The organism is Streptomyces avidinii (genome assembly GCF_014650695.1).
In the GTDB taxonomy this organism is placed as follows: domain Bacteria; phylum Actinomycetota; class Actinomycetes; order Streptomycetales; family Streptomycetaceae; genus Streptomyces; species Streptomyces avidinii.
In genome coordinates this window covers 364,555-382,191 of the sequence record NZ_BMVL01000003.1, presented here as the reverse complement: position 1 = coordinate 382,191, position 17,637 = coordinate 364,555, and the positions used below count along the sequence as shown (strand labels likewise).

The following is a 17,637-nucleotide window of genomic DNA, read 5'->3' as shown; positions in this document are numbered from 1 at the left end:
CGGTTCATGGGTAGTCCTCGGAGTAGTGCACGGAGCGGCCCCCTACCTCGGCGAGCTCCTGTCGGTCACCGGACGCCAGGTGCGCCGCGAGGCGGTCCGCCACCGCCGCCGGGTCCCCGTCGCCGACGTCCAGGGTCACCCCGAGCTGCAGCCACGGCCGACCGTCCCGGTCGGCACGCAGATCCGGGTGGATCAGGACCAGTTGCAGGCGCTCCGGTTCGTTCCGGCCGGTCCACACCGCGGCCGGCTCGCACTCCCACCGCCGCGACCGGTCCGCGTCCGCCCGGAGCCGCTCCGCCAGCAGCCCCGCCACCGTCCGGGCCTGCCACTCCCAGGCTCGGTCCAGATCCGCCCGGCGGACCTCGGCCTCGTACCGCGCGGCGTCGAACCGGAACTCCGGCAGGTGTCACTCGTACGCGTAGAGCCGCCGGTGCCACCACGGGCGCGGGCTCCCCGACCGGTCCGTGGTGGCGGCGTCCCGGTCGAACACGGTCCGCCTGCGAAACTCCGCGTCGAGGAGCCGCAGTACGCGGCCCAGTGCGTACCGGGCCTCGGGCGGCAGGGCCCGGTACGCGTCGGCGAGCTCGTCCCGGACCACGGCGACGTCGTCGAGCGCGCACAGCGGGGCCGGGCAGACGGCGCGGGTCGGCCGCAGGCCGGAGCCGGGGCTCCGCAGGAAGGCGCGGTAGCGCCGCAACAGATCCCCGAGCGGGTGGTGGCGGCCGGGGGCCGTCCACTGGACCTCGGCGCTCACGGAGGTCGACAGCCGGTCCACGGGCGGCAGTTCGCGCGCCCAGGCGGGTGGCCGCCGACCGGCGTGGGTTCCTCGTGCGGCGCGCAGCGCGCCGGGCCGTCTACGCGGCATCGCCCTTTCGGCGGTTGATCGTCACGGACCCATCCTGCCGGGGCGCCCCCTGGGGCGCAACGGGATTCGGCGGCCCACCGGGGCGGCGGCTCCGCGCCCGGTGGTGCGCCGGTGGTGCGCCCGGTGCGGGATACCCGTGGATCCCTGGGCCGTCTCTTTCGGTTCCTGTCGGCCGAGCCCGCGGCGTCCGGTGCCGTACATCGCAAGGCGGAGGGTCGTCCTTGTACCGGACGTACTGGCGCGGGCCCGGCAACGCAGCGAGGTGCGGTGCCGGGCGCCGCGGGCCCGGCAGGATCCGGAAGAGACGGCCTAGGTCAGGTCGAACTCACCGCCCCGCGCGTTCAGTACGAACTTGTGCCACTCGTCCGGCGAGAAGATCAGCGAAGGGCTCTCGGGGCGCTCGCTGTTGCGCATCGCGATGAAACCCTCGACGAAGGCGATCTGGACGTCGCCCGCTCCCCGGCTGCTCGACTGCCACTCGGCCTCGGTGAGATCGAGGTCCGGCTTCCCCCAGCCAGCGAGGGGCTGTGAAGTCATGCTCTCGGCCACGTGCGTGCTCCTCCCGGTACGTCGTCCGGGGGCAAGGTTAACCACCGCAGCGGGTGCCGGACAGGCCACGGTGCGTCACCCGTGGCCGGTCCGGCTCCCCGGCCGGCCCCTCCGTCGTCGGCCGGGCCCTTGTTCAGGAGGTCGGCTCCTGTGCCCCCACCAGCCACATCGCGAAGAACTGCGAGCCGCCGCCGTACGCGTGCCCCATCGCCCGGCGGGCGCCCGGAACTTGATGTTCGCCGGCCTGACCGCGGACCTGGAGGGCCGCCTCCGCGAAGCGGATCATGCCGGAGGCACCGATCGGGTTGGTGGACAGCACACCGCCCGAGGGGTTGACCGGGAGGTCCCCGTCGAGTTCGGTGACCCCGGCCTCGGTGAGCTTCCAGCCCTCGCCCTCCGCCGCGAAACCGAGGTTCTCCAGCCACATCGGCTCGTACCAGGAGAACGGCACGTACATCTCCACCGCGTCGATCTCCCGGCGCGGGTCGGTGATGCCGGCCTGGCGGTACACGTCGGCCGCGCAGTCCTTGCCGGCCTGCGGGGAGACGAAGTCCTTGCCCGCGAAGAGGGTGGGCTCGCTGCGCATCGCCCCGCCGTGCACCCAGGCCGCCGGCTTCGGCGAACGGGCGGCGCCCGCCCGGTCGGTGAGGATCATCGCGCACGCGCCGTCCGAGGAGGGGCAGGTCTCCGAGTAGCGGATCGGGTCCCACAGCATCGGCGACGCCTGGACCTTCTCCAGGGTGAGGTCGTGTTCGTGCAGGTGCGCGTACGGGTTCTTCAGCGCGTTGCGGCGGTCCTTGTACGCCACCAGCGAGCCCACCGTGTCCGGTGCACCGGTACGCCGCATGTAGGCGCGCACGTGCGGGGCGAAGAATCCGCCGGCGCCCGCGAGCAGCGGCTGCTGGAACGGGACGGGGAGCGACAGGCCCCACATGGCATTGGATTCGGACTGCTTCTCGAAGGCGAGGGTGAGGACGGTGCGGTGGACGCGGGCGGCCACCAGGTTGGAGGCGACCAGGGCGGTCGACCCGCCGACCGAACCGGCCGTGTGCACGCGCAGCATCGGCTTGCCGACGGCGCCGAGGGCGTCCGCCAGGTACAGCTCGGGCATCATCACCCCCTCGAAGAAGTCGGGGGCCTTGCCGATGACGACCGCGTCGATGTCCGCCCAGGTCAGCTCGGCGTCCGCGAGGGCGCGTGCGGCCGCCTCGCGGACCAGTCCGGCGATGGACACGTCGTGGCGGGCCGCCACGTGCTTGGTCTGGCCGATTCCGACTACGGCCACGGGCTCTTTGCTCACCTCGGGTCCCCTTCCAGGACAGCGACCAGGTTCTGCTGGAGGCAGGGGCCGGACGTGGCGTGGGCGACGGCCCGTTGTGATGCGCCGCGGTGGATCCGGGCGGCCGCCTCGCCGATGCGGATCAGACCGGCGGCCATCATCGGGTTGGCGGCGAGCGCTCCCCCGGAGGGGTTGACGGCCACGCCGTCGGTGATCCCGAGCGCCTTGCGGAGCACGACCTCCTGGGAGGAGAAGGGCGCGTGCAGTTCGGCCGTGTCCACCGGAGCCTCGAAGACCCCCGCGCGTTCGGCGGCGAGCCGGGTGGACGGGGAGTCGGTGAGGTCGCGCAGACCCAGGCTGTGGGCCTCGATGCGGTGGTCGATGCCGGTGATCCAGGCGGGGCGTTCGCACAGCTGCCGCGCGAGGTCGCCCGCGGCCAGGACGACGGCGGCGGCGCCGTCGCCGACGGGCGGGCAGTCCCCGGTGCGCAGCGGCCGGACCTGGTAGTCGCCCTGCGGGACGGGGCCGCGGAGCTGGGCGTGCGGGTTGGCCTCGGCGTCGGCCCGGCTGCGCGCGCCGACGGCGGCCAGGGCGCTCTCGTCGGTCTCGCCCGCGTCGATCAGGGCCTGGGCCTGGAGGGCGGCCAGGGCCACCGAGTCGGGCCAGAGCGGAGCGACGTAGTACGGGTCGAGCTGGCGGGTGAGGACGTCGCGCACGGAACCGGGCGAGGACTTCCCGTACGAGTAGACCAGCGCGGTGTCCGCCTCGCCCGTCTGGATCTTGACCCAGGCCTCGTAGAGGGCCCAGGCGCCGTCCATCTCGACGTGCGACTCGGAGATCGGCGGCCAGGCCCCGACCCCGTCGAGGGTCATGGTGAAGGAGAAGGCGCGTCCGGCGAGGTAGTCGCTGGAGCCGGAACAGGTGAAGCCGATCTCGCCGGCCTTCAGGCCGGTCGCGGCCAGCACGCGGTGGAGGACGGGCATGACCATCTCCACCTCGCTGAGCTCGTCGGTGCGGCGCAGGTGGTCGCTCTGCGCGAAGGCGACCACGGCGACCTCGCGGGCGTATCGGGCCATCAGATGAGCTCCTTGTACGCGTCGTAGTCCGCGTCCGGTTCGCCGGTGGGGCGGTAGTGGTCGGGGTGGCGGCCGCCCTCGGTCCAGACGGGCTCGACGCGCAGGCCCATGCGGACCTGGTCGTAGGGGATGCCGCCGATCCGGCCGTGGAGGGCGAGGCCGGCGCCGTCGAGGGCGATGTGGGCGTAGACGTAGGGCACTTCGATGTCGAGGTTCTTGGCCTTGATGTTGACGATGCAGTAGGTGGTGACCGTGCCGGCCGGGCCGACCTCGACCTGGTCGGTGGTGGCGACCCCGCAGGTGGGGCAGGCACCGCGCGGCGGGACGTACACCTTGTGGCAGGAGGGGCAGCGCTCGCCGACGGTCCGCCGCTCGGAGAGGGCGTTGATGTACGCGGTCTGGGCGCGGCCGGGGCTGTAGACGTAGTCGAGGCGGGCCTCGGCGACGATGCCGGTGACGGCATCGGCGAAGCCCCCGTCGTGCGGCACGGGCCCCCCGCCCCCGGGCCCCCCGTACGGTTCGAAGCAGGCGATGTCGGTGATGGCGCCGGTGCGTTCGGCGGCCCAGCGGACGCGTACGCGCATGCCGGTGCGGACGGCGTCGGGGCCGGGTGCGTCGAGGGCGTGCAGGAGGGCGGTGTCCGCTCCGTCGAGCTTGACCAGCACCCAGGCGAAGGGGGTGTCCAGGGGCTGCTGGGGGCGGGGCCGGTCGTTCCACGCCCAGGTGGTGACGGTGCCGGTGGCGCCGACCTCGACGAGCTCGCGGATCTCCTCTGCGGTGACGGGGTCGTACTCGACGGGCGGGACCATCACCTTGCCGTCGGAGGTCTTCACCCCGAGGACGACGCCCTCGCGCAGCCCGGTGAGGAAGGCGCTCTGGACGGGCCCGAGGGACCGGGTGAAGGGGAACTCGACGACGAGGGGCGCGCGGAGCACCTCCGGTGGGGAGGCAGCTGTCATGGCGATTCTCCGATGCGATCGATTCCGATGTTTTCAGCCCCGGGCGGCGCCCTTCCGGCCCGGCCGACGCTCGCTCAGCCCGCCGACGCCCTTTCAGCCGGGCCGGCACCATCTCAGCCCCACCGGCGTTTGAGGCGCCATCTCAGCCCCGCCGGCGTTTGAGGCGCGGGGGTCCGGGGGCGGCGCCCCCGGCAACGGCGCCGCACCCGGGCACGGGCGCAGCCACGGGCACGGGCAGGCGCGCGGCCCGAACTACTCGCGCCGATACACCGCGGGCCGCTTCTCCGCGAAGGCCCGCGCCCCCTCCTTCGCATCGGCCGTGTCGAAGATCGGCCACCCCCGCAGGAGTTCCGACGCCAGCCCCTCCCGCTCCGTCAGCTCCGCGGTCTCGTAGACCGACGCCTTGACGGCCTCCACCGCCAGCGGCCCGCACGCGTTGATCCGCTCCGCGACCTCCAGGGCGGCCGCCAGCGCCGTACCGTCCGGCACCACCCGCCCGACCAGCCCGATCCGTTCGGCCTCCGCCGCGGAGTAGGGACGTCCGGTCAGCAGCATCTCCAGGGCGTGCGTCCGCGGGATCTGCCGCGGCAGCCGCACCGTGGAGCCGCCGATCGGGAAGAGCCCGCGCTTGACCTCGAACAGCCCGAAGGTGGCGCCCTCGGCGGCGACCCGGATGTCCGTGCCCTGGAGGATCTCCGTACCGCCCGCCACGCAGTACCCCTCCACCGCCGCGATGACCGGCTTGCGCGGGCGGTGGTGGCGCAGCATCGCCTTCCAGTGCAGGTCGGGGTCGGCCTTCAGGCGGTCCCGGTACTGGTCGCCCCCCATTCCCTTGCCGGCCAGGGCCTTGAGGTCCATTCCGGCGCAGAAGTCCCCGCCGGCGCCGGTCAGGACGATGGAACGGATCCCGTCGTCGGCGTCCGCCTCCAGCCAGCCGTCGTACAGCCCCACCAGCAGCGGCAGCGAGAGCGCGTTCTTCGCCTCGGGCCTGTTCATGGTGAGCACCAGCGTGGCGCCGTGCCGATCCACGGTCAGGTGTTCTGTCCCACCCATTGCCGTCCTCCCGTCTCAAGACCTAGAACAGGTTGCAGTAGGGGAGGGTGCAGTTCAATAGTTTTCTGACACCCAGTCAGATTTCTTGAGCGGTGCCCTTCCCAGTTGCCGTCTCCGACGCTCTAATGACCGCCGGAGCAGACCAGTCACGGGGTCAGGAGGAACGGTGGAGTACAACCTTGCCGACCTGTTCGAGTCGGTCGTGGACGTGGTCCCGGACCGCGAGGCCCTGGTGTACGTGGACCACCCCGGGACCGGCGCCGAGCGCCGCCTGACGTACGCGGAGCTCGACACGGCGGCGAACCGGATTGCGCACCACCTGCTGGACAGCGGGCTGAAGGCCGGAGAGCACCTGGGCCTCCACCTCTACAACGGGATCGAGTACCTGCAGACCGTATTGGCCTGCCTGAAAGCCCGACTGGTCCCGGTGAACGTCAACTACCGTTATGTGGAGGAGGAGCTGGTCTACCTCTACAACGACGCCGATCTCGCCGCCCTGGTCTTCGAGGGCGAGTTCACCGAACGGGTCGCGGCCGCGCTGCCGCAGACGACGGGGCTCCGGCACCTGATCCGGGTCGGCCGGGCCCCCGAGGGCGCCCCGGAGCCGGCGATCGCGCCGGTCCCGTACGCGGAGGCCGAGGCGGCCGGCTCACCCGACCGCGGGTTCCCGCTGCGCAGCCCCGACGACCTGTTCATCATCTACACCGGTGGCACGACGGGCATGCCCAAGGGCGTGATGTGGCGGGCCGAGGACCTCTTCTTCGCCGGGCTCTTCGGCGGCGAACCGTCGGGCGAGCCGGTGAAGCGGCCGGAGGAGCTGGCCGAGCGGGTCCGGGCGCGCGGCGCCGGGCTCACCTTCTTCCCGGCCCCGCCGCTGATGCACGGCACGTCGACACTCACCTCGTTCATCGCCTTCAACTACGGCCAGCGGGTGGTCATCCACCGCAAGTACGCGCCCGAGGAGGTACTCCGCACCATCGAGAAGGAGAAGGTCTCCAGCGTGTCGCTGGTCGGCGACGCGATGCTGCGGCCGCTGATCGACGCCCTGAACGGGCCGCTCAAGGGCGCGGACCTGTCTTCGCTGTTCAGCGTCTCCTCATCCGGGGCGATCATGTCGGAGACGGTGCGCGCGGAGTTCCAGCGGCTGGTGCCGAACGTGCTGCTCCTGAACAACTTCGGATCGTCCGAGTCCGGGTCCAACGGGCGCGCCACGGACGACTCCGGCCCGGAGAAGGGCTTCCGGCTGGAGGTCAACGACCGTACGCAGGTGGTGGATCCGGTGACGCACGAGCCGGTGGGGGTGGGAGTACCGGGACGCCTCGCCCAGCGCGGGCACGTACCGCTCGGCTACTACAACGACGCGGCGAAGACCGCCGAGACCTTCTTCCAGAAGGGCACGGAGCGCTGGGTGCTCCTCGGCGACATGGCGACCGTGGACGAGCAGGGCATCGTCACGGTGCTCGGACGCGGCTCGCAGTGCATCAACACGGGCGGCGAGAAGGTGTACCCGGAAGAGGTGGAGCAGGCGCTGAAGTCCCACCCCGACGTGTACGACGCCCTGGTCGCGGGAGTCGCGGACCCGACCTGGGGCAGCCACGTGGCCGCGGTGGTGCAGGTCCGGGAGGGCGCCCCGGCGCCGTCCCTGGACCAGATCCAGAGCCACTGCCGCACCAGGCTCGCGGGGTACAAGATCCCGCGCCAGCTGGTGATCGCGCCCGAGATCCAGCGCTCCCCGAGCGGCAAGGCGGACTACCGCTGGGCGAAGGCGGTGGCGACGGAGGCGGACACGGCTTAGCCGGGCTCCGTCCGGGCGATGTTCGCGTGCCCCGGCGCTCGCTCAGGTCGACGCCGGCGCGGGTACCGCGGTCGGGGCAGAGGGCGCCGTGGGGGCGGTGGTGGTGTCGCCGCCGTCCACGCACGTCAGCGACACGATGACCGGCGCCTGCCCACCCGGTGGCACGTCAGCTGCGAAGCCCGCACTGACCGTCCAGTTGCCCTTCGTCAGGGTCAGCCGCTCAAAGCCCGTATCGGGGCCGGTCTGCCAGCCGTGCTCGGAACGGGCCCGCGCGACGGCCGCCTTCAGGGCGGCTTCCACCGTCTCCGGCGCATGACGTCCCGAGAGGCGTTCCCAGCACTTGCCCAGAACCCCGGAGGGCTCCCTCTCCACGGTGATGCCCTCTGCCGCCAGAACCGATGTCACCTCCGCCACCACCGTGTCGGCAGGCAGCGGGGGACCCGAGAACCGCGGGGGCAGCGGGCCGAGGTCCTGCAAGGGAAACGCGCAGGCGGTCGCCGTCGTAGCCGTCAATGCGGTCAGGGCCAAGGACGCCAGGGCTGTGCGCGCCCGTCTCCGTCGCACGATGATGTCGGTCCTCCCGGTTCGCGGTACGGCCGGCAGTCTGCCATCCCGCTGATCTTGACGATCCACCGGCCGACACAAAGGGCGATCACTCGTTCGAGTCATTGCTTTCACCTGCCGATTCCTGGCAATCTACCGAATGATCGGTCGGTTCTCATGGTGAGGTGACGGCAATGGCGGCGTACACGGATCTCCACGACGAGGGCGAGCGGCTGGGCCGTGACGAGCTGGCGGCCCTCCAGCTCACCCGGCTGCGCGCCACCCTGCACCGCGCCTACGAGAAGGTGCCCTTCTACCGGCAGGCCTTCGACAAGGCGGGGGTGCATCCCGACGACTGCCGGTCGCTCGCCGACCTCTCCCTGTTCCCCCTGACCACCAAGGCCGACCTGCGCGACCAGTACCCCTTCGGGATGTTCGCCGTGCCGCGCTCGCAGGTGCGCCGCATCCACGCCTCCAGCGGCACCACCGGGCGACCGACCGTCGTCGGGTACACCGACGGGGACCTCGCCACGTGGGCGGATGTCGTCGCCCGGTCGATACGCGCGGCGGGCGGACGTCCCGGCCAGATCATCCACATCGCCTACGGGTACGGGCTGTTCACGGGCGGCCTGGGCGCGCACTACGGCGCCGAGCGCCTGGGCTGTACGGTCGTGCCCGCCTCGGGCGGGATGACGGACCGCCAGGTCCGGCTCATCGAGGACTTCCGGCCGGAGGTCATCATGGTGACCCCCTCCTACATGCTGACCCTGCTGGACGAGATGGAGCGCCAGGGCATCGACCCGCGCGCCACCTCGCTGCGGACGGGGATCTTCGGCGCGGAGCCGTGGACCGAGGAGATGCGCCGGGAGATCGAGGAGCGGCTCGACATCGACGCGGTGGACATTTACGGCCTGTCCGAGGTCATCGGGCCGGGGGTGGCGCAGGAGTTCGCCGAGACCAAGGACGGCCTGCACATCTGGGAGGACCACTTCTATCCCGAGGTGGTCGATCCGCTGACCGGCGCGGTGCTCCCGGACGGCGAGCCCGGCGAGCTGGTGTTCACCTCCCTCACCAAGGAGGCCATGCCCGTCATCCGCTACCGCACGCGGGATCTGACGCGGCTGCTGCCCGGTACGGCCCGGCCGGCCTTCCGCCGGATGGAGAAGATCACGGGCCGCAGCGACGACATGATCATCCTGCGTGGGGTGAACATGTATCCGACCCAGATCGAGGAGATCCTGCTGCGGACGCCCGGCCTGGCGCCCCACTTCCAGCTGCGGCTGACCCGGGAGGGGCGGATGGACTCCCTGACGGTACGGGTGGAGGCGCGCCGGGAGGCCGACGCCGGCCGGCGGCAGGCCGCGGCCGCCGCCGTGGTCCGCGCCGTCAAGGAGGGGATCGGGGTCTCCGTCCGGGTCGAGGTGGTCGACCCCGAGACGCTGGAGCGCTCGGTGGGGAAGATCAAGAGACTGGTCGACCTCCGCGGCACCGGGTAGGCCCTGTCCGGGCGGCCGAAACCACCCCTTCGGGCCTATTTCGGGGTGGCTGCCGGGAGCGTATCGGCGCTCGCGGGTAGGGCATGGGGTGTGATCTCCACCCTTCGGCAGCTCCACGACCGGCTCCAGGGCTCCCAGGCGGGGCTGGCCTGGAGCCGTGGCCGGGAGATGGAGCTCATGCACCGGGCGATGGGCTTCGCGGCCCTCGGGTTCCTCACCCTGGTGCCGCTGCTGGTGGTGGTCGCGGCAGCAGCGCCCGGGAGCGGCTCGGGCTTCGGCCGGTGGCTGGGCCAGGCCCTCGGGGTGACGGAGGCCTCGCGGGTCCGGGTCGAGATGCTGTTCGGTGCGGCGGACCTGGCGCTGGAGCGGACCACCGCCTTCGGTCTGGCCGCCCTCGCGGTGTTCGGCCTGACCTTCGGGTCGGCCGTCCAGACCGGGTACGAGAAGGTCTGGGACCTGCCGACGATGCGCTGGCACACCATGTGGCGGCACGTCGTCTGGCTCGCCCTGCTGGTCTGCTACCTCGGCCTGCTCGTGGGGATCCCCACGCCCTCGCACAGCGCCATCGGCACGGTCCTCGGCGCGCTGGGCGACCTCGTCGGCACCTGCCTGTTCTTCGTCGGCTCGCAGCGCCTGCTGCTCGGCGGCCGGGTCCGCTGGCGTGCCCTGGTACCGGGAGCCGTGGCGACCAGCCTCGGGCTGCTGGGGCTGCGGATCTTCTCGCAGCTGGTGTTCTCCCCGCTCATCGCGTCCAACGCGGTGATCTACGGCCCCTTCGGCACCCTGCTCGTCGTCCAGTCCTGGCTGGTCGGCGTCGGCTTCGTGGTCTACGGCGGCGCGCTCGTCGGCCGGCTCGTGCACGAGCACCTCACCCTGCGGCGGCTTCGGCTCAGTGGGGTCTACCCTCCCGAGGACCCCGCCGCCCACCACCCGTGACCGGCCGGCGAGGCACGCCACCGGCCGGCGGCTCCCCGGCCGGACGGCGGCGCCGGAACTCAGCGGCCGGGCGGCGCGAAGCGGTCGCGGAGTTCCCGCTTGAGGATCTTGCCACTGGCGTTGCGCGGGAGGGAGTCCACGAAGAGCACCCGCTTCGGGGCCTTGAAGTGGGCGAGCTTCTCCCGCGCATGGACCATCAGCTCCGCCTCCGTCACCTCCCCGCGCGGTACCACCACCGCCGTGACCGCCTCGATCCAGCGCTCGTCGGGCAGCCCCACCACTGCTGCCTCGGCCACGCCCGGGTGGGTGTACAGCACGTCCTCCACCTGCCGTGAGGCCACCAGCACCCCACCCGAGTTGATGACGTCCTTCACCCGGTCCACGACCGTGAAGTACCCCTGCGCATCGCGCACCGCCAGGTCCCCCGAGCGGAACCAGCCGTCCCGGAAGGCCTTCTCGGTGGCCACCGGGTCGTCCCAGTACCCCAGGCAGAGCTGCGGCGAGCGGTAGACCACCTCGCCCGCCGTTCCGTCCGGCACGTCCTTGCCGTCCTCGTCGACGACCTTCGCCTCGACGTGGCGCACCGGCCGCCCGCAGGAGTCCATCCGCCCCTCGTGCTCCAGCGGCCCCAGCACCGTGGCGAGCGGGCCGATCTCGCTCTGGCCGAAGCAGTTGTAGAAGCCGAGCCCCGGCAGCCGTTCGCGCAGCCTTTCCAGGACCGGCACCGGCATGATCGAGGCCCCGTAGTACGCCTTCCGCAGCCCGTCCAGCTCACGCGTCGCGAACTCCGGGTGATTGGCCAGGCCGATCCACACCGTCGGCGGGGCGAAGACGCTGTTGGCCTCCCCGGCCTCGACGAGGTCGAAGATCCGCTCCGCGACCGGCGCGTCCACGATGGTGTTCCGCGCTCCCACCGCCAGGTACGGCAGCAGGAAGACGTGCATCTGCGCCGAGTGGTACAGCGGCAGCGAGTGCACGGGCCGGTCGCCCCCGTCCAGGTCCAGGGCCTCGATCGCGCTCTCGTACTCGTGCACGAGCGCCCGATGGGTCATCATCGCGCCCTTGGGCAGGGCGGTGGTCCCCGAGGTGTAGAGGAGCTGCGCCAGCGCGCCCGGGTCCCGGCCGGCCTCAAAGGGCAGTGGCTCGGCCAGCTCCGCCAGGAAGGAGCCCGGGGCGTCGCGCAGGGCCCGTACGCGGTACCGGTCGGGGATCCGCCCGGCCAGGTCCGGGTCGGCGAGGACCAGGGCGCTCGCGGAGTTGTCCAGGATGTACGCGAGGTCCTCGCCGGTGAGGTTCTGATTGACCGGGACGTGGGTGAGCCCGGCCCGGGCGCAGGCGAGGTAGGCGATGAGGTAGGCGTCGCTGTTGTGGGCGAAGGTGGCGACCCGGTCCCCGACGGCCAGCCCGTACCTCTCGCCCAGCACGGCGGCGCCGGTGCTGACGGCCGCGTCGAGCTCCGCGTACGTCCAGGTCCGCTCGCGGTAGCGGACGGCGGGGCGGTCGGGCACCCGCCGCGCGCTGTCGTGCACCAGTCCGTCGACCGTGTTGTCCCGCACCGCTCGCACTGCCCGCACCGCCCGGTCTGCCGTCATGGCGCGATCCTCGTCCTCCCGCATGCCCAAGGTCAATAACCGGATACCAAACGGAATGTTGACAGATCATCGGACCGCCTGCATGAGTGTGAGGGCACGGACGCACCGCCTGTCCAACGGGCAACCACGCCCACCCACAGGTCACTTGGGAGGACTGTTGCACCTCAGCACTCGTCCGATACTCCGCCGCGCCGCCCTCGCCGGCGCCGCTCTGCTCGCTGCGACGGCCGCGATGCCGCAGGCCGCGGCTGCGGCTGCGGCCGACGACCGGATACCGGTCGGCGGCGGCGGACTGTCCGCCGTCATCCGGTACACCGAGAACGGCATCCCGCACATCCTCGCCCGCGACTACGCGCAGCTCGGCTTCGGCACCGGCTGGGCCCAGGCCGCCGACCAGGTCTGTGTCCTCGCGGACGGGTTCCTGACCGTCGCCGGTGAGCGTTCGCGCTGGTTCGGCGCCGACGCGGCGCCCGACTTCTCGCTCTCCTCTGCCACGAAGAACCTCTCCAGCGACCTCTACTTCAAGGGGGTTCGGGAATCCGGCACGGTGGAGAAGCTGCTGGCGACCCCCGCCCCGGCCGGGCCGACCAAGGACCTCAAGGAACTGATGCGCGGCTGGGCCGCCGGGTACAACGCCTGGCTGGCCCAGAACACGGTCACCGATCCGGCGTGCAAGGGCGCCGGCTGGGTCCGCCCGGTCACCACGGCCGATGTGGCCGCCCGCGGGTTCGCGGTCTCCGTCCTCGGCGGCCAGGGCCGCGGCGTCGACGGCATCACGGCCGCCCGGCCCCCGGGCGCGGCGGGTGCGCCCGGCGCGGAGAGCGCTACCGCCGTCCCCGAGGGCGCCGATCCGGCGACCGCCGCCGAGGCCGCGCGCGAGTTCTTCGACACCGGCCGGTACGACATGGGCTCCAACGCGGTGGCCTTCGCCGGCTCCACCACGGCGAGCGGCCGCGGCCTGCTGCTCGGCAATCCGCACTACCCGTGGCAGGGCGGACGCCGTTTCTGGCAGTTCCAGCAGACCATCCCGGGCGAGCTGAACGTCTCGGGCGCCTCCCTCCTCGGCACCGCCGTGGTCAACATCGGCTTCAACGAGAAGGTGGCCTGGAGCCACACGGTGGCCACCGGCACCCCGCTCAACCTGCACCAGCTCGTCCTGGACCCGGCCGATCCGACCGCCTACCTGGTCGACGGCAAGCCGGAGAGGATGACCCGGCGGACCGTCACCGTCCCGGTGGCGGGCGGCGACCCGGTCACCCGCACCCAGTGGTGGACCCGCTTCGGGCCGGTGGTCTCCGACCTCGGCGCGGGCCTGCCCCTGCCCTGGACCGCGCAGACGGCGTACGCGCTGAACGACCCGAACGCGGCGAATCTGCGCGGCTCGGACACCGCCCTCGCGATGGGCAGGGCGCGTTCGGTGGCCGGGATCCAGGAGGCGCTGAAGCGCACCCAGGGCCTGCCGTGGGTGAACACCGTGGCCGCCGACTCCGCCGGCGGCACCCTCTTCACCCAGACCCAGGTGCTCCCCCGCATCACCGACGAGCTGGCGGGCCGCTGCTCCACGCCGCTGGGCCGGGCCACCTACCCGGCCTCGGGACTGGCGGTGCTGGACGGTTCGCGCGGCGACTGCGCGATCGGCTCGGATCCGGACGCGGTGCAGCCGGGGGTCTTCGGCCCGGGGAAGGCACCGGCTCTGCAGGGCGCCCCGTACGCCGAGAACTCCAACGACAGCGCCTGGCTGGCCAATGCCGACCGGCCGCTGACCGGCTACGAGCGGATCTGGGGCACGGTCGCCACCCCGCGCTCGCTGCGGACCCGTGGCGCGGTCGAGGACGTGTCCGCGATGGCCGCGAAGGGCCGGCTGACCGTGGCGGACCTGCAGAAGCAGCAGTTCGCGAACCGGGCTCCGGCCGGTGATCTGGCTGCCGCGGACGCGGCGAAGGTCTGTGCCGCCCTGCCCGGCGGCACGGCGACGGCGAGCGACGGCGGTGCGGTGGACGTCTCGGCGGCCTGCGGGGTGCTGGCGGGCTGGGACCGCACGACGGACAGCGCCAGCCGCGGCGCGCTGCTCTTCGACCGGTTCTGGCGCAGGCTGACGGCGTCGACCCCGGCCAGGGACCTGTGGCTGGTGCCGTTCTCGGCGGCCGATCCCGTACGCACCCCCCGTACGCTCAACCCGGCGGCGCCCGGCATCGGGCGGGCGCTCGCGGACGCGGTGGCGGAGCTGAAGGCGGCCGGCATCGCGCTGGACGCCCCGCTGGGTGAGCACCAGTTCGTGGCCAGGGGCGGCCGCAAGCTGCCGGTGGGCGGCGGCACCGAGGCACTCGGCGTCTGGAACAAGATCGAGGCGCCCTGGAACGCGGCGGCAGGCGGTTACCCGGAGGTCGTGCACGGATCCAGCCACATCCAGGCGGTCGGCTGGGACGGCGGCCGCTGTCCGGTGGCGCGCACCCTGCTGACGTACAGCCAGTCCTCGAACCCGCTCTCGCCGTACTACGCCGACCAGACCCGGCTGTACTCCGAGGAGCGCTGGGTCACGGCACGCTTCTGCGAGCGGGACATCCTCACCTCGCCGAAGTTGAAGGTGGTGCCGGTGCGCGAACGGCGGTGATCACTTCCCCGCGTTCCTCTTCCCGGCCCCGGCCCCTCACGGGCTGACGGCCAGGAAGAGGTACGCGGCCAGCAGCACGATGTGCACGCCGCCCTGGAGCAGCGTGGCCCGCCCCGGGACGATGGTGAGGGCGCTGACCATGACGGTGAGGGTGAGCAGCACCATGTGGATCGGGCCGAGGCCGAGCAGGAGCGGGCCGGAGAGCCAGATCGAGGCGAGGGCGATCGCCGGGATGGTCAGGCCGATGCTGGCGATGGCGGATCCGTAGGCGAGGTTGAGGCTGGTCTGCACGCGGTCGCGGCGGGCGGCACGAACGGCGGCGAGGGTCTCGGGCGCCAGGACGAGCAGCGCGATGATCACACCGACGACCGCCTGGGGCAGGCCGGCGGCCGCGACGGCCCGCTCGATGGTCGGGGAGACGGCCTTGGCGTCGCCGACCACGGCGACGAGCGCGATCAGCAGCAGGCCGAGGCTGATGAGGGCGGCGCGGGCGGTGGGGGGCTCCGCATGGTCCTCGCCTCCGCCGGGACCCTGCTCGGTGTCCACGGGCAGGAAGTAGCTGCGGTGACGGACCGTCTGGACGGCGACGAAGAGCCCGTACAGGGCGAGCGAGGCGACGGCGGCGAAGGTGAGCTGCGCGGTGGAGAACTCCGGGCCCGGCTTGCTGGTGGTGAAGGTCGGCAGCACCAGGCTGAGGGTGGCCAGGGTCGCGACGGTGGCGAGGGCCGCACCGGATCCTTCGGGGTTGAACACGGCGACCCGGTTGCGCAGGGCGCCGACTAGCAGGGACAGGCCGACGATGCCGTTGCACGTGATCATGACGGCGGCGAAGACCGTGTCCCGCGCCAGCGAGGCCGTCTTGTCACCGCCGTCGGCCATCAGGGTGACGATGAGCGCCACCTCGATCACGGTGACCGCCACGGCGAGGACGAGGGAGCCGAAGGGTTCACCGACCCGGTGCGCGACGACCTCGGCGTGGTGGACGGCGGCGAGGACCGCGCCCGCCAGGCAGAGGGCGACGAGCGCCACCGCGAAGCCGGGTAGGTCGCGCCCCCAGCTGAGGACGAGCGCGACCAGCGCCACCACGGGGACCACCACGGTCCAGTCGGTCAGGGGAGACTTGCGCGCAGTCGTACTCATATCAGCCAAGTTGCCAGAAGTATCCCGCCCGTGCGGCGGAAGGCGCGCCTCCGGGGCCCTGACGTGGCTCTTCTCACGGCATCGCCCGGCGTGGCGGGCAGCGGTCCCGTGCACGCGGCGGCGGAACACGACCCGCCGCCGCGTCCGCGGCCGGCGTCAGAGCGGCCGGTCGCGGCCCTCCCAGTAGGGGTCGCGCAGCCGGCGCTTGTAGAGCTTGCCGTTCGGGTCGCGCGGCATGGTCTCGATGAAGTCGACCGTCTTGGGGCGCTTGTACCCGGCGAGCTGCCGCTCGCAGTGGTGCAGGATCTCCGCGGCCAGGGCGTCGCCCGCGGCGAAGCCCTCGGCCGGTTCGACGACCGCCTTGACCTCCTCGCCCCAGTCGGCGTGCGGAATGCCGAAGGCGGCGGCGTCCGCGACGGCCGGGTGGGTGAGCAGGGCGGACTCGATCTCGGCCGGGTAGATGTTCACCCCGCCCGAGATGATCATGTCGATCTTGCGGTCGCGGAGGAAGAGATAGCCCTCCTCGTCCATCAGCCCCAGGTCGCCGACGGTGAAGAAGTCGCCGATCCGGTTCTTCTTCGTCTTGCCCTCGTCCTTGTGGTAGCTGAAGCCGCCGGTGTTCATCTTCAGGTAGACGGTGCCCAGTTCCCCGGCGGGCAGCCGGTTGCCGTCGTAGTCGAAGATGGCGAGTTCGCTGATCGGCCAGGCCCTGCCGACGGTTCCCGGCTTCTTCAGCCAGTCCTCGGCCGTCGCGAAGGCGCCGCCGCCCTCGCTGGCCGCGTAGTACTCCTCCACACAGCGGCCCCACCACTCGATCATGGCCCGTTTGACGTGGTCGGGGCACGGCGCGGCCCCGTGGATGGCGTGCCGCATCGAGGAGACGTCGTACGCGTCCTTCGTCTCCTGCGGGAGGGCGAGGAGCCTGTGGAACTGGGTCGGCACCATGTGGGTGTGTGTGCAGGCGTGGCCGTCGATCAGGCGCAGCATCTCCTGCGGGGTCCACTTGTCCATCAGGACGAGCGGGTGCCCGATGTGCAGGGCGGAGCCCGCGAATTGGAGGACGGCCGTGTGGTAGAGCGGCGAGCAGACCAGGTGGACGTTTCCGTCGAACGGCCGGATGCCGAAGATGCCGAGGAAGCCGCCCAGGTACGTCTCCTCCGGGAGCTTGCCGGGCAGGGGGCGGCGGATGCCGCGCGGCCGTCCGGTGGTGCCGGAGGTGTAGTTCATGACCCAGCCCAGGGTGCGGTCCTCGGGGGCGGTCGCGGGCTGTCCGTCGAGGAGCTCCGCGTACGGCCGGAAGCCCGCGACCGGTCCGACGGCGTAGCGGTGGCTCGCGGGCAGGGCCGCCTCGTCGGCCGCGGCGGTGGCTGCGTCGGCGAAGCGCTCGTGGGCGATGAGGACCTTGGCCCCGCAGTCGGAGACGATCCAGGCGATCTCGGGGCCGACGAGGTGGTGGTTGACGGGCACGAGGTAGAAGCCCGCCTGGGAGGCTGCCAGGTACGCGGTGAGGAACTCGACCCCGTTGGGGAGGACCACGGCGAAGACGTCGCCCTTCTCCAGTCCGGCGGCGCGCAGGCCGTGGACGAGGCGGTTGACGTCGGTGTGCAGTCGGCCGGCGCTCCATTCCTCTCCCTCGGGGGTCACCAGCACGGTGCGCCCGGGGTCGGCGGCGGCCTGCGCCCAGAAGCCGTTGGGCGGCTGCTGATCGGTGGCGGGGGTCGTGGACGTCGTGGCGGTCATGTC

Annotated in this window: 15 protein-coding genes; 4 read left to right on the top strand and 11 right to left on the bottom strand. The window is 72.4% G+C overall.

Going from position 1 to position 17,637, the window contains the following annotated elements:
* Positions 1-4: 4 nt before the first annotated feature.
* From IE257_RS09790 to IE257_RS09760, 7 genes are all read right to left on the bottom strand, one after another.
* Positions 5-313, bottom strand: coding sequence for a hypothetical protein (locus tag IE257_RS09790; protein WP_189966820.1), 309 nt, complete (start codon positions 311-313; stop codon positions 5-7).
* A gap of 93 nt (positions 314-406) precedes the next feature.
* Positions 407-865 (bottom strand): hypothetical protein, encoded by a 459-nt coding sequence (locus IE257_RS09785; RefSeq protein ID WP_189966818.1) that lies wholly within the window; start codon positions 863-865, stop codon positions 407-409.
* Positions 866-1,174: 309 nt separating this feature from the next.
* Entirely contained in the window at positions 1,175-1,402 is a 228-nt protein-coding gene (locus tag IE257_RS09780; RefSeq protein ID WP_245385090.1) for a DUF397 domain-containing protein, read from the bottom strand.
* 145 nt (positions 1,403-1,547) lie between these two features.
* The gene (locus IE257_RS09775; RefSeq protein ID WP_052873334.1) at positions 1,548-2,714 is read right to left on the bottom strand and encodes a thiolase family protein; all 1,167 of its coding nucleotides are present in this window, start codon (positions 2,712-2,714) and stop codon (positions 1,548-1,550) included.
* Positions 2,711-3,769, bottom strand: coding sequence for a thiolase family protein (locus IE257_RS09770; protein WP_189966814.1), 1,059 nt, complete (start codon positions 3,767-3,769; stop codon positions 2,711-2,713). The genes IE257_RS09775 and IE257_RS09770 overlap by 4 nt, the downstream gene beginning before the upstream one ends.
* Entirely contained in the window at positions 3,769-4,728 is a 960-nt protein-coding gene (locus tag IE257_RS09765) for a Zn-ribbon domain-containing OB-fold protein (RefSeq protein WP_189966812.1), read from the bottom strand. The genes IE257_RS09770 and IE257_RS09765 overlap by 1 nt, the downstream gene beginning before the upstream one ends.
* Before the next feature lie 252 nt (positions 4,729-4,980).
* Positions 4,981-5,781 carry a crotonase/enoyl-CoA hydratase family protein gene (locus tag IE257_RS09760; protein ID WP_189966810.1) on the bottom strand — a complete coding sequence of 267 codons (801 nt, stop codon included), beginning with the start codon at positions 5,779-5,781 and terminating at the stop codon, positions 4,981-4,983.
* 166 nt (positions 5,782-5,947) lie between these two features.
* Here IE257_RS09760 and IE257_RS09755 point away from each other — a divergent pair, with 166 nt between their 5' ends.
* Positions 5,948-7,576, top strand: coding sequence for an acyl-CoA synthetase (locus IE257_RS09755; RefSeq protein ID WP_189966808.1), 1,629 nt, complete (start codon positions 5,948-5,950; stop codon positions 7,574-7,576).
* 42 nt (positions 7,577-7,618) lie between these two features.
* Here the strand turns inward: IE257_RS09755 and IE257_RS09750 are convergent, their stop codons facing one another.
* Positions 7,619-8,104: a hypothetical protein gene (locus tag IE257_RS09750; RefSeq protein ID WP_229920233.1), complete on the bottom strand. Its 486-nt coding sequence runs from the start codon at positions 8,102-8,104 to the stop codon at positions 7,619-7,621.
* Positions 8,105-8,313: 209 nt separating this feature from the next.
* Between IE257_RS09750 and paaK the strand changes: the two genes are divergently transcribed.
* Together paaK and IE257_RS09740 are read left to right on the top strand one after the other, a co-directional pair.
* Positions 8,314-9,615 (top strand): phenylacetate--CoA ligase PaaK, encoded by a 1,302-nt coding sequence (gene paaK, locus IE257_RS09745; RefSeq protein WP_189966806.1) that lies wholly within the window; start codon positions 8,314-8,316, stop codon positions 9,613-9,615.
* Positions 9,616-9,705: 90 nt separating this feature from the next.
* A complete protein-coding gene (locus tag IE257_RS09740) occupies positions 9,706-10,551 on the top strand; it encodes a YhjD/YihY/BrkB family envelope integrity protein (protein WP_189966804.1) in 846 nt (281 codons plus the stop codon).
* 59 nt (positions 10,552-10,610) lie between these two features.
* On the opposite strand, the gene IE257_RS09735 is transcribed toward IE257_RS09740, so the two are convergent.
* A complete protein-coding gene (locus tag IE257_RS09735) occupies positions 10,611-12,143 on the bottom strand; it encodes a fatty acyl-CoA synthetase (RefSeq protein WP_245385035.1) in 1,533 nt (510 codons plus the stop codon).
* Between the two features lie 157 nt (positions 12,144-12,300).
* Here IE257_RS09735 and IE257_RS09730 point away from each other — a divergent pair, with 157 nt between their 5' ends.
* Positions 12,301-14,754 (top strand): penicillin acylase family protein, encoded by a 2,454-nt coding sequence (locus IE257_RS09730; protein WP_308278173.1) that lies wholly within the window; start codon positions 12,301-12,303, stop codon positions 14,752-14,754.
* Positions 14,755-14,790: 36 nt separating this feature from the next.
* Here the strand turns inward: IE257_RS09730 and IE257_RS09725 are convergent, their stop codons facing one another.
* Together IE257_RS09725 and IE257_RS09720 are read right to left on the bottom strand one after the other, a co-directional pair.
* Complete coding sequence (locus IE257_RS09725) at positions 14,791-15,894, bottom strand: calcium:cation antiporter (protein ID WP_189966800.1); 1,104 nt, start codon at positions 15,892-15,894, stop codon at positions 14,791-14,793.
* 156 nt (positions 15,895-16,050) lie between these two features.
* Complete coding sequence (locus IE257_RS09720; protein WP_189966798.1) at positions 16,051-17,634, bottom strand: acyl-CoA synthetase; 1,584 nt, start codon at positions 17,632-17,634, stop codon at positions 16,051-16,053.
* Positions 17,635-17,637 lie beyond the last annotated feature (3 nt).

Excerpts from the sequence above, each read along its gene's own strand:
- IE257_RS09765 (WP_189966812.1), bottom strand. The coding sequence starts at position 4,728 with ATGACAGCTGCCTCCCCACCGGAGGTGCTCCGCGCGCCCCTCGTCGTC.
- paaK (WP_189966806.1), top strand. The coding sequence starts at position 8,314 with ATGGCGGCGTACACGGATCTCCACGACGAGGGCGAGCGGCTGGGCCGT.
- IE257_RS09725 (WP_189966800.1), bottom strand. The coding sequence starts at position 15,894 with ATGAGTACGACTGCGCGCAAGTCTCCCCTGACCGACTGGACCGTGGTG.
- IE257_RS09720 (WP_189966798.1), bottom strand. The coding sequence starts at position 17,634 with ATGACCGCCACGACGTCCACGACCCCCGCCACCGATCAGCAGCCGCCC.
- IE257_RS09760 (WP_189966810.1), bottom strand. The coding sequence starts at position 5,781 with ATGGGTGGGACAGAACACCTGACCGTGGATCGGCACGGCGCCACGCTG.
- IE257_RS09780 (WP_245385090.1), bottom strand. The coding sequence starts at position 1,402 with ATGACTTCACAGCCCCTCGCTGGCTGGGGGAAGCCGGACCTCGATCTC.
- IE257_RS09785 (WP_189966818.1), bottom strand. The coding sequence starts at position 865 with ATGCCGCGTAGACGGCCCGGCGCGCTGCGCGCCGCACGAGGAACCCAC.
- IE257_RS09770 (WP_189966814.1), bottom strand. The coding sequence starts at position 3,769 with ATGGCCCGATACGCCCGCGAGGTCGCCGTGGTCGCCTTCGCGCAGAGC.
- IE257_RS09735 (WP_245385035.1), bottom strand. The coding sequence starts at position 12,143 with ATGACGGCAGACCGGGCGGTGCGGGCAGTGCGAGCGGTGCGGGACAAC.